Below are 9603 nucleotides of genomic sequence, written 5' to 3'. Positions count from 1 at the left end.
TACCAGCGTCGTCGAGGGAATCAACAACACTATCAAGGTCATCAAGCGCAGGGCTTACGGGTACCGCGACGAGGAATACTTCTTCCTCAAGATCCGCGCCGCGTTCCCCGGTAATCCACGATGAACCAAAAAAAAGCCCCGAAGGCCGATCGGCGTTCGGGGCTTTTTACGCTGCGCGGCGCAGCGCCGCGTCACACCACGGTGATCGCGAGCGCGCTTTCGCGGTAGTGCTTCGCGGCCTTGTCGGTTTCGCCGAGATGCTCGAACAGACGGGCGAGCGCACGATGCGCCCGCACCTTCAGCGCCTCGTTGTCGGCCAGCTTCAGCGCCGATTCGAGGAACGACTGCGCCTTGCCCCACAGCTGCTGCTGCTGGCAGAGGCGGCCGAGCGCGAACAGCAGGTCGGCATCTTCCGGATGATCCTTCTTCCAGCCTTCGGCCTTCTGGATCAGCGGCAGCGCATCGGCGCCGGCCGTGTCCGGGTAACGGCGCAGCAGGCGTGCATCCCAGTTGTGCGCGAGCGCGTCCTCGACGATGCGGCGCGCTTCGTTGCGGCGATCGAGCGGCACGAGCAGTTCGGCCGCGAGATCGGCGAGACGCGGCGACTGGCGCTCGACCGGCGACAGCGACTGCCACACTTCGAGCAGCGCGTCCGGATCGTGCCGGCGTTCGCGCAGCAGGTTTTCCGCCGCCTGCTGGCGCAGCCGCACGGCCGCGGCCGGATGCAGCGCCTCGCGCTTTTCGAGCGCCTTCGCGAGCTTCAGCACCTCGGCCCAGTTCTTCAGTTGCTGCTGCGCCCGCAGCGCGACCTGCTGCGCATGAATGCGCTTGCCGCCGGCCTGCATGTCGGCCAGCGCGGCGAGCGCGCCGTCGGCGTCGCGGGCGTCCGCGCGCATGTCGGCGGCGGCGAGCAGCCGCGCATCCTGCCATTCGGGCGCGTCGATCTTCGACAGCCAGTCGTCGCGGCGCGTGTACTCGTGCATCCGGTGCGCGGCGGTGGCCGCGACGAGACTCGCGGCGCCCAGGTTCGCGTCGACGGTCAGCGCTTCACGCGCGGCCTTCTCCGCACGCGAGAAGCGGCCCGCGTACAGGTTCGCGATCGCATCGCGCAGCGATGCCTGCGCCTTCTCGTTGCGCGCACGCGCCCGATACGCGGCGACCCGCTGCGGCATGCGCCAGATATTGCGCACGATGCGCAGCAGTGCGTACACGACGATGAACAGCACGACGATGGCGATCACGAACAGGTTCAGCGACACGTCGATCCGGTACGGCGGATAGACGAGCAGCACCTGCCCCGCGTCGAAACGGCCGACGGTGGCGAGCGCCGCGGCGATCGCGAACAGGACCGCGAGCCAGACGATTCCTCGAAGCGTCATCGTTACCCCCGGCTCTTGAACTGCTGAACGGCGGTCAGGCTCGTGTTCAGGTTCGGCACCGCGACCGTCAGCGACGCGCCGTCAACCTGCTTGAGCAGATCCTCGACGGTCTGCGTGTCCTTCGATGCCTGATCGAAATACTTGCCGAGCGATGCCTGTGCGGCGTGCAGGTCGGCCTTCATCGCGCTGTCGTTGCGCGCCAGCAGCGACAGCCGTGCGGTGAGCAGGCGCAGCTTCACGTTCTCGCGCACGAAGTAGCCCTGGTCGGGCGACGCGAGCATCGCGTCCGCGTTGTCGATCCGGCGCACCTGCACGAGCCCCTTCAGTTGCTGGCCGAGGCCGGCCGAGAAGTCGTGCCACCACACCTTCCAGCGCGGCTCGCCGGCGGCGACCGACGACGCGGCGTCGACCGGCGCGGCCTTCGGCGCCGCGTGCGGCACGATCGCCTCGCCGGACAGCGGCAGCGCGTCGATCTTCGCGATCGCGTCGTCGAGCTTGATCGCGAGGCCGGTGAGATCGGCTGCCGGCGCGGCCTTCAGCTTCTCGATGTCCTGCGCGAGCGCCTTGCGCACCGTGACGGCCTGCGCGCTCTGCGACGTCGCGAGACGCGCGTCGGCGTTCTGCAGCGCGATCAGCGCGAGCTGCGTGTTGCCGGTCAGCTGAAGCTGCTGGCTCGCGCTCGACAGCATCTGATCGACTTCCTCGAGCATCCACGCATCGCGGTTGCGCGACAGGTCCTGGTATTGCTGCTGCAGCGCCTGCTGCGCGCTCTGCGCATCGGCCAGCTTGCCGTCGAGCTGCGCGAGCTGCGTGTCGACCTGGTGCGTGCTGGCGAGCGCCTGCTCGGTCTTCATCCGCGTTTCGGCCGTCTGCGCGTCGAGCGCCTTCTGGCGCGCGACGAACGTACCGTCGAGCCGGTCGATCTTGCGGTTCAGCGCGTAGCCGCCGACCCCTGCCGCGCAGCCGAGCACGACGACGACGAACCACAGCACCGCGCTGCCGCCGCGGCGTGCGGGCGGCTCGGGCGCGAGATAAGGGGGGCTGGTCGGCGGTGCGGATGCAGCGGCCGGCTGGGAAGCGACGCTTTTGGAATCGTTGGTATCTGTCATGCGTTTAGTCACCGGTGCGGCTGTCGCCGGTTGGACGGCCTCGTCGGCCATCGTTCGAAACGCGCGGACGATGCGCTCATCGCCCGCGCCGGTCAGCGTAATCCTATCAAAACCCAATGCGCGCGCGGTCTGCTCGATCCGCGGGTGCGGCGTCACGAGCGGCGCATGCTTCAATGCGTCGATCTCGGCATCGTTCAGGTGGGCCCGCGCGAGCTCGTGCAGGTTGCGCACGCCTTCCGAGCTCGTGACGAGCCACGCGTGCGGCTGGCCGTCGAGCAGCGCGTGCACGCGCTCCCACGCGCCGACACGCGGCTCCGGCACGACGCGCCGGTACGCGGCGACGAGCGTGACGTCGGCCCCGGCCTCGCGCAGCCGCTCGGCGAGCCATTCGCGCCCGCCGTCGCCGCGCACGATCAGCACGCGCTTGCCCGCCAGCGCCGGCGCGCCGCCGAACGCGGCCTCGATGCTCGCGAACAGGCTTTCCGAATCGTAATGAGGCACGCCGCCGTCGGCCGGCGCCTGCGGCGCGATCACGCGATGCGCGGGCGCCGCGATGCCGTGACGCTCGAGCGCCGCGACGCTGCCGGGCCCGACCACGCCGACCGGCAGCGCATTCGGCCAGATCGCGCCGTACCGCGCGAGCGCGCGGTCGATCGCGTTCGGCGACACGAAGATCACCAGCGCGTAGTCTGCCAGCGCCGCGAACGCGGCGTCGAGCGGCGCCGGATCGTCGACCGGCGCGATGTCGATCAGCGGGAATTCGAGCACGTCGCAACCGGCATCGGCCAGTTGCGCCGCAAGCGCGTCGGACTGGCCGTCCGGACGCGTCAGGACAGCGGTGAACGCGCGCGCGCCGCCCGCCATCAGGCGTCGCCCTTGCCGGCGGCCTGCGAGCCCGCGAGCAGCGCCTGGACGATGTCGAGCGCGCCTTGCGCCTCGAGCTCGTCGGACACCGCGCGGCCGAGCGCGAGCGCGTCGGCGACGGTCATGACCGCCCCGCATTCCTCGGCCGTCAGCACGCGCTTGCCGTCGGTGGTCGACACACGGCCCGTCAGGTACAGCTCGCCCGCGCGCCACACCGCGTGCGCGGCAAGCGGCACCTCGCAGCTGCCGCCGAGCGCGCGCGACACCATCCGCTCGGCCTCGACCGCGAGCGCGGTCCGCGGGTCGTGCAGCGGCGCGAGCCACGCGGCGACGTCGTCGCGGTGCGCGGCGATCTCGATGCCGAGCGCGCCCTGGCCCGCTGCCGGCGGACTGGCTTCGACGTCGAGCAGCGCGCGGATCCGCGCTTCGAGGCCGAGGCGTTTCAGGCCAGCGGCCGCGAGGATGATCGCCGCGTAGTCGCCGCGGTCGAGCTTGGCGAGCCGCGTATCGAGGTTGCCGCGCAGCGGCAGCACCTCGAGATGCGGGTAACGCGAACGCAGCATCGCTTCGCGGCGCAGGCTCGACGTGCCGACGACCGCGCCGGCCGGCAGCGCGTCGAGCGACGCGTAGTCGTTCGACACGAACGCATCGCGCGGGTCTTCGCGCTCCATGATCGCGGCGAGCGCGAAGCCGTCGGGCAGCGCCATCGGCACGTCCTTCAGCGAATGCACGGCGAGATCGGCCCGACCGTCGGCCAGCGCGGCCTCGAGTTCCTTCACGAACAGGCCCTTGCCGCCGACCTTCGACAGCGTGCGATCGAGAATCTGATCGCCGCGCGTCGTCATCCCGAGGATTTTCACGTCACAAGCTGGATATAATTTGCGCAGCGCATCACGCACATGTTCGGCTTGCCACATCGCCAGGCGGCTCTCGCGCGAAGCAATCGTCAACGTCGCGGGCGGCTGTGCCTGTTGCGGCCCGGCCGCGGGGGTCTCGGAATTCATTGCTGGAACATCGAAGGACGGGATTGAAGATCGAACAATGGTAGCACGCACGCCCCAGCCCGCCCGGGCCCGGAGCCTGCGCCCGGCCTGCCTCCGTGCGGGTCGCGGCGCCGTTGTGCGGATGTGCCGCACGTAGCTGGTTGCTTGACCGCAGTTCCCGCAGTTTCCGCAGTTCCTTTTGACTCGAGCTTTCCCAAGGAAACCCATCGTGAAGTCTTCCGGATCGGCGCGTACGGCGCGCCGCAATGCTGCCTTGCCCTCCCCCGACGCCCCGACGGGCACCCTCGCCACCGCCGCGAACGGCCGTGCGAAAACGGCAACGAAACCGAAAGACCCGATACGTCAGACAAAACCCGCGACGAAAGCCGCCGGCGCCCCCGCCCGCAAGGCCGTCGCACCGAAGGCCGGCACCCGCACGCGCGACGACAAGGACGGCCCGCTGTTCGAGGACATCCGCTTCCTCGGCCGCCTGCTCGGCGACGTCGTGCGCGAACAGGAAGGCGATACGGTGTTCGACGTGGTCGAGACGATCCGCCAGACCGCGGTCAAGTTCCGCCGCGAGGACGACAGCGAAGCCGCGCAGACGCTCGAGAAGAAGCTGTGCAAGCTGACGCCGGAGCAGACGGTGAGCGTCGTGCGCGCGTTCAGCTATTTCTCGCATCTCGCGAACATCGCGGAAGACCGCCACCACAACCGCCGTCGCCGCATCCACGCGCTGGCCGGGTCCGCGCCGCAGCCCGGCACGGTCGCGTACGCGCTCGACCAGCTGAAAACCACCGGCAACGCGTCGAAGCGCCTGCTGCAGCGCTTCTTCGACGATGCGCTGATCGTGCCGGTGCTGACCGCGCACCCGACCGAAGTGCAGCGCAAGAGCATCCTCGATGCGCAGCACGACATCGCGCGCCTGCTCGCGGAGCGCGACCAGGAGCTGACCGCGCGCGAACGCCAGTACAACGAAGCGATGCTGCGCGCGCGCGTGACCGCGCTGTGGCAGACGCGGATGCTGCGCGATTCGCGCCTGACGGTCGGCGACGAGATCGAGAACGCGCTGTCGTACTACCGCGCGACGTTCCTCGACGAACTGCCCGCGCTGTACGGCGACATCGAGGCCGCGCTCGCCGAGCATGGCCTGTCGGCCCGCGTGCCCGCGTTCTTCCAGATGGGCAGCTGGATCGGCGGCGATCGCGACGGCAACCCGAACGTGACCGCGGCGACGCTCGACGAGGCGATCAACCGCCAGGCCGCGGTGATCCTCGAACATTATCTGGAACAGGTGCACAAGCTGGGCGCCGAGCTGTCGGTGTCGAACCTGCTGGTCGGCGCGAACGACGCGGTGAAGGCGCTCGCGGCCGCATCGCCCGACCAGTCGCCGCACCGCGTCGACGAACCGTATCGCCGCGCGCTGATCGGCATCTACACGCGGCTCGCCGCGAGCGCGCGCGTACGTCTCGGCGAAGGCACGGTGCCGGTGCGCAGCGCGGGCCGCGGCGCGCCGCCCGTGCGTGCGATTCCATACGAGGATTCCGAAGCGTTCGTCGCCGATCTCAAGGTGCTGACCGCGTCGCTCGACGAGCACCACGGCGCGTCGCTCGCCGCGCCGCGCCTCGCGCCGCTCGTGCGCGCGGCCGAAGTGTTCGGCTTCCATCTCGCGAGCATCGACCTGCGCCAGAGTTCCGACATCCACGAGGCGGTGGTCGCCGAACTGTTCGCGCGCGCCGGCGTCGAGGCCGACTATGCGGCGCTCGCCGAGGAAGACAAGCTGCGCGTGCTGCTCGCCGCGCTCGCCGATCCGCGCCCGCTGCGCTCGCCGTACCTCGAATACTCGGCACTCGCGCAGAGCGAGCTGGGCGTGTTCGAGAAGGCGCGCGAGGTCCGCACGCAGTTCGGTGCGCGCGCGGTGCGCAACTACATCATTTCGCATACGGAAACCGTCAGCGACCTCGTCGAGGTGCTGCTGCTGCAGAAGGAGACGGGCCTGCTCGAAGGCACGCTCGGCGTGCCGGGCCGCGACGCGAAGAACAGCCTGATGGTGATCCCGCTGTTCGAGACGATCCCCGACCTGCGCGACGCGTCGCGCATCATGCGCGACTACTTCGCGCTGCCGGGCATCGACGCGTTGATCGCGCATCAGGGCGCCGAACAGGAAGTGATGCTCGGCTACTCGGACAGCAACAAGGACGGCGGATTCCTCACGTCGAACTGGGAGCTGTATCGCGCGGAACTCGCGCTCGTCGACCTGTTCCGCGAGCGCAAGATCACGCTGCGGCTGTTCCATGGCCGCGGCGGCACGGTCGGCCGCGGGGGCGGCCCGACCTACCAGGCGATCCTGTCGCAGCCGCCGGGCACCGTGAACGGCCAGATCCGCCTGACCGAACAGGGCGAGGTGATCGCGAGCAAGTTCTCGAACCCGTCGATCGGCCGGCGCAACCTCGAGACGGTCGTCGCCGCGACGCTCGAGGCGTCGCTGCTGCCGCAGTCGAACGCACCGGCGCAGTTGCCCGCGTTCGAGGCCGCGATGCAGACGCTGTCCGACTCGGCGATGGCCGCGTACCGCGCGCTCGTCTATGAAACCCCGGGCTTCACCGACTACTTCTTCTCGTCGACGCCGATCACCGAGATCGCCGAGCTGAACATCGGCAGCCGGCCGGCGTCGCGCAAGCTGCAGGACCCGAAGCAGCGCAAGATCGAGGATCTGCGCGCGATTCCGTGGGGCTTCTCGTGGGGCCAGTGCCGGCTGCTGCTGACCGGCTGGTACGGCTTCGGCAGCGCGGTGAGCGCGTATCTCGACGGCGCGCCGGACGCCGCCGAACGCACGAAGCGCGTCACGCTGCTGAAGAAGATGAACAAGACCTGGCCGTTCTTCTCGAACCTGCTGTCGAACATGGACATGGTGCTCGCGAAGACCGATCTCGCGGTCGCGTCGCGTTATGCGCAACTCGTGTCCGATCGCAAGCTGCGCAAGCACGTGTTCGAGCGGATCGTCGCGGAATGGGAACGCACGTCGCAGGCGCTCGCGGAAATCACCGGGCACGAAGGCCGCCTCGCGACCAACCCGCTGCTCGCGCGCTCGATCAAGAACCGCTTCCCGTATCTCGATCCGCTGAATCACCTGCAGGTCGAGCTGATCAAGCGTCACCGCGCGGGCGACACGAACGCGCGGCTGCGCCGCGGGATTCACCTGACGATCAACGGGATCGCGGCCGGCCTGCGCAACACCGGCTGATCCGCGGGCGGCGCGGGCACGCTCCGCGCCGGCCGGGATAACGAAAGCCGCGATACGCGTCGATGCGTATCGCGGCTTTTTTCATGCGACGACAAACGGCGCAGCGTGCGCCGCGCCGCACGCTCAGTGCGCGTCGATCAGCAATGCGTCGTGCTCGAACGAGCCGTCGGCCTGCACCGCGTAGTAGCCGCGCACCTCGTCCGGTGCATGCGCCCACAACGCGCGAATGCCGGCGACGCTGTCGGCCGGCGTGCGAATGCGCGCGACCCACGTGTCGAAATCGATCGGCAGCCGCCAGCGGCTGTGCACCTGCGCGTCGAAACCGGCTGCGCGGAACATCGCGAGCCATTCGTCCGCACGGTAGTCGCGCACGTGCGACGCGTCGCGCAGCACTTCCGCGGCCTGCAGGTACGTATCGAGGAGCGGATGATCGTTGCCCGCGATGTCGATCATCAACACGCGGCCGCCCGGCTTCAGCACGCGACGCACCTCGGCCAGCGCCGCATGCATGTCGTGCCAGTGGTGCGCGCTCATCCGGCTCACGACCCAGTCGAACGTCGCGGTGTCGAACGGCAGCCGCTCGGCCGGCCCCTGCTGCGTGCGTACGTTCGCGAGCCCGCGCTCGCGCGCGGCCGCGTCGACGGTCGCGAGCATCGGCGCGGCGAGATCGTACGCGACCACGTCGCGCACGTGCGGCGCGACCGCGAAGCTCGCGTGACCGGCGCCGCAGCCCAGATCGAGCACCGCGGCGTCGGGCGTCGCGCTCACCGCGTCGGCGAGCGTCTGCAGGTCGGCGCCCGTCGCATGAACCGTGCTCGTCAGATAGGCGGCGGCCGTCGTGCCGAAGGCGTCGGCGACCTGGTCGTGGTGTTTCATCGTTCGCTCCTTTCCTTGATGCAGTCGGCCGGCCCCGGCGCTTCAACGCCCGATCCGGCCCCGTGCATCGCATTGTGGGGGACGCCCGCTGCCCTGCCAGCGCGCGAGCCGCTACAATAGGCCTGCGTGTGTACCAGTACAAGTTAAGCAGTTATTCTGGTATTTGATCCACCTGTCTGATCGTTGCCGCGTTTTCGCCTTCACTTCGCCGTTTCCGCATGAACCAGCCGTCCTCCGCCTCCGTCCCGCCACTCGACGCCACGCCCGCCCGCGCGCTCGGCGAATTCATCCGCGCCCACCGCGAGCGGCTGTCGCCGCAGGCCGTCGGCCTGCCTCCCGGCCCGCGCCGCCGCACGCCGGGGCTGCGGCGCGAGGAAGTCGCGCAACTGTGCGGCGTCAGCCCGACCTGGTACACGTGGATCGAACAGGGCCGACCCGTGTCGGCGTCGGCCGACGCGCTCGCGCGGATCGCCGTCGCGCTGCAACTGTCGAAGGCCGAGCGCGCATACCTGTTCGAGCTGGCCGCGCAGCGCGACCCGGCCGAGCCCGACGTCGCGGGCGGCGACCTGCCGCCGACGCTCGCCGCGACCGTCGCGGCGATCGCGACGCCCGCCTACGTGCTCGACCGCCAATGGAACGCGCTCGCATGGAATGCGCCGGCCGCCGCGCTCTTTTCCGGCTGGCTCGATGGCGAGCACGACCGCAACCTGCTGCGCTTCACGTTCATGGCGCCGGCCGCCCGCACGCTGATCGTCGACTGGGAAACCCGCGCGCGGCGGCTCGCGGCCGAATTCCGCGCCGATGCGATCCGCCACCTGACCGACGCGCCGACGCGCGCGCTGATCGACGCGCTGACGGCCGGCAGCGACGCGTTCGCGCAGTACTGGGCGTCGCAGGACGTGTTCGAGCGCGAAGGCGGGCTGCGTGAATTCGACCATCCGGCCGACGGCCGTCTCGTGTACCAGCAGATCACGCTGAAGCCCGCGCACCGCGAGGACCTGAAGCTGGTCGTGCTGGTGCGCGACTGAGTAACCGTCTTCCGAGTCAAGCCCGATGAAGTGAATCGTCCCAAGGCGTGTTGGTTTTGACCATGGCATTGAGCATGGTTAGGAGCTTGCGCATGCAGGCAACCAGCGCGACCTTGGACA

The 9603-nt window shown here is 69.7% G+C and carries 7 protein-coding genes and 1 pseudogene; 3 read left to right on the top strand and 5 right to left on the bottom strand.

Annotation, left to right across the window (positions count from 1 at the left end; genetic code table 11):
* Nucleotides 1–124, top strand: a 124-nt coding sequence (locus MMB92_RS34550) for a transposase (protein ID WP_143329487.1), incomplete at its 5' end; no start/stop codon positions are given.
* A gap of 67 nt (nucleotides 125–191) precedes the next feature.
* Here MMB92_RS34550 and MMB92_RS34545 read toward each other — a convergent pair.
* The 3 genes from MMB92_RS34545 to hemC are packed head-to-tail and all read right to left on the bottom strand — an operon-like array spanning nucleotide 192 to nucleotide 4356.
* Nucleotides 192–1379, bottom strand: coding sequence for a heme biosynthesis protein HemY (locus MMB92_RS34545; protein WP_077055725.1), 1188 nt, complete (start codon nucleotides 1377–1379; stop codon nucleotides 192–194).
* A gap of 2 nt (nucleotides 1380–1381) precedes the next feature.
* Nucleotides 1382–3352 carry a fused uroporphyrinogen-III synthase HemD/membrane protein HemX gene (gene hemDX / locus MMB92_RS34540; RefSeq protein ID WP_080324193.1) on the bottom strand — a complete coding sequence of 657 codons (1971 nt, stop codon included), beginning with the start codon at nucleotides 3350–3352 and terminating at the stop codon, nucleotides 1382–1384.
* Nucleotides 3352–4356 carry a hydroxymethylbilane synthase gene (hemC, locus tag MMB92_RS34535; protein ID WP_012492813.1) on the bottom strand — a complete coding sequence of 335 codons (1005 nt, stop codon included), beginning with the start codon at nucleotides 4354–4356 and terminating at the stop codon, nucleotides 3352–3354. The genes hemDX and hemC overlap by 1 nt, the downstream gene beginning before the upstream one ends.
* A 208-nt stretch (nucleotides 4357–4564) precedes the next feature.
* Between hemC and ppc the strand changes: the two genes are divergently transcribed.
* Complete coding sequence (gene ppc / locus MMB92_RS34530; protein ID WP_277563250.1) at nucleotides 4565–7579, top strand: phosphoenolpyruvate carboxylase; 3015 nt, start codon at nucleotides 4565–4567, stop codon at nucleotides 7577–7579.
* 123 nt (nucleotides 7580–7702) lie between these two features.
* Here ppc and MMB92_RS34525 read toward each other — a convergent pair whose 3' ends face one another.
* A complete protein-coding gene (locus tag MMB92_RS34525) occupies nucleotides 7703–8455 on the bottom strand; it encodes a class I SAM-dependent methyltransferase (protein ID WP_006497169.1) in 753 nt (250 codons plus the stop codon).
* A gap of 218 nt (nucleotides 8456–8673) precedes the next feature.
* Here MMB92_RS34525 and MMB92_RS34520 point away from each other — a divergent pair, with 218 nt between their 5' ends.
* A complete protein-coding gene (locus MMB92_RS34520; RefSeq protein WP_006492931.1) occupies nucleotides 8674–9483 on the top strand; it encodes a helix-turn-helix transcriptional regulator in 810 nt (269 codons plus the stop codon).
* A 16-nt stretch (nucleotides 9484–9499) separates the two neighbouring features.
* Here MMB92_RS34520 and MMB92_RS34515 read toward each other — a convergent pair.
* A pseudogene (locus MMB92_RS34515) lies at nucleotides 9500–9603 on the bottom strand (IS110 family transposase); the annotation flags it as partial.

Origin of the sequence: Burkholderia sp. IO2 (assembly GCF_029522185.1) — a bacterium.
In the GTDB taxonomy this organism is placed as follows: Bacteria; Pseudomonadota; Gammaproteobacteria; order Burkholderiales; family Burkholderiaceae; genus Burkholderia; species Burkholderia cenocepacia.
The sequence above is the reverse complement of the archived record's forward strand: the minus strand, read 5'-3'. Positions and strand labels throughout refer to the sequence as shown.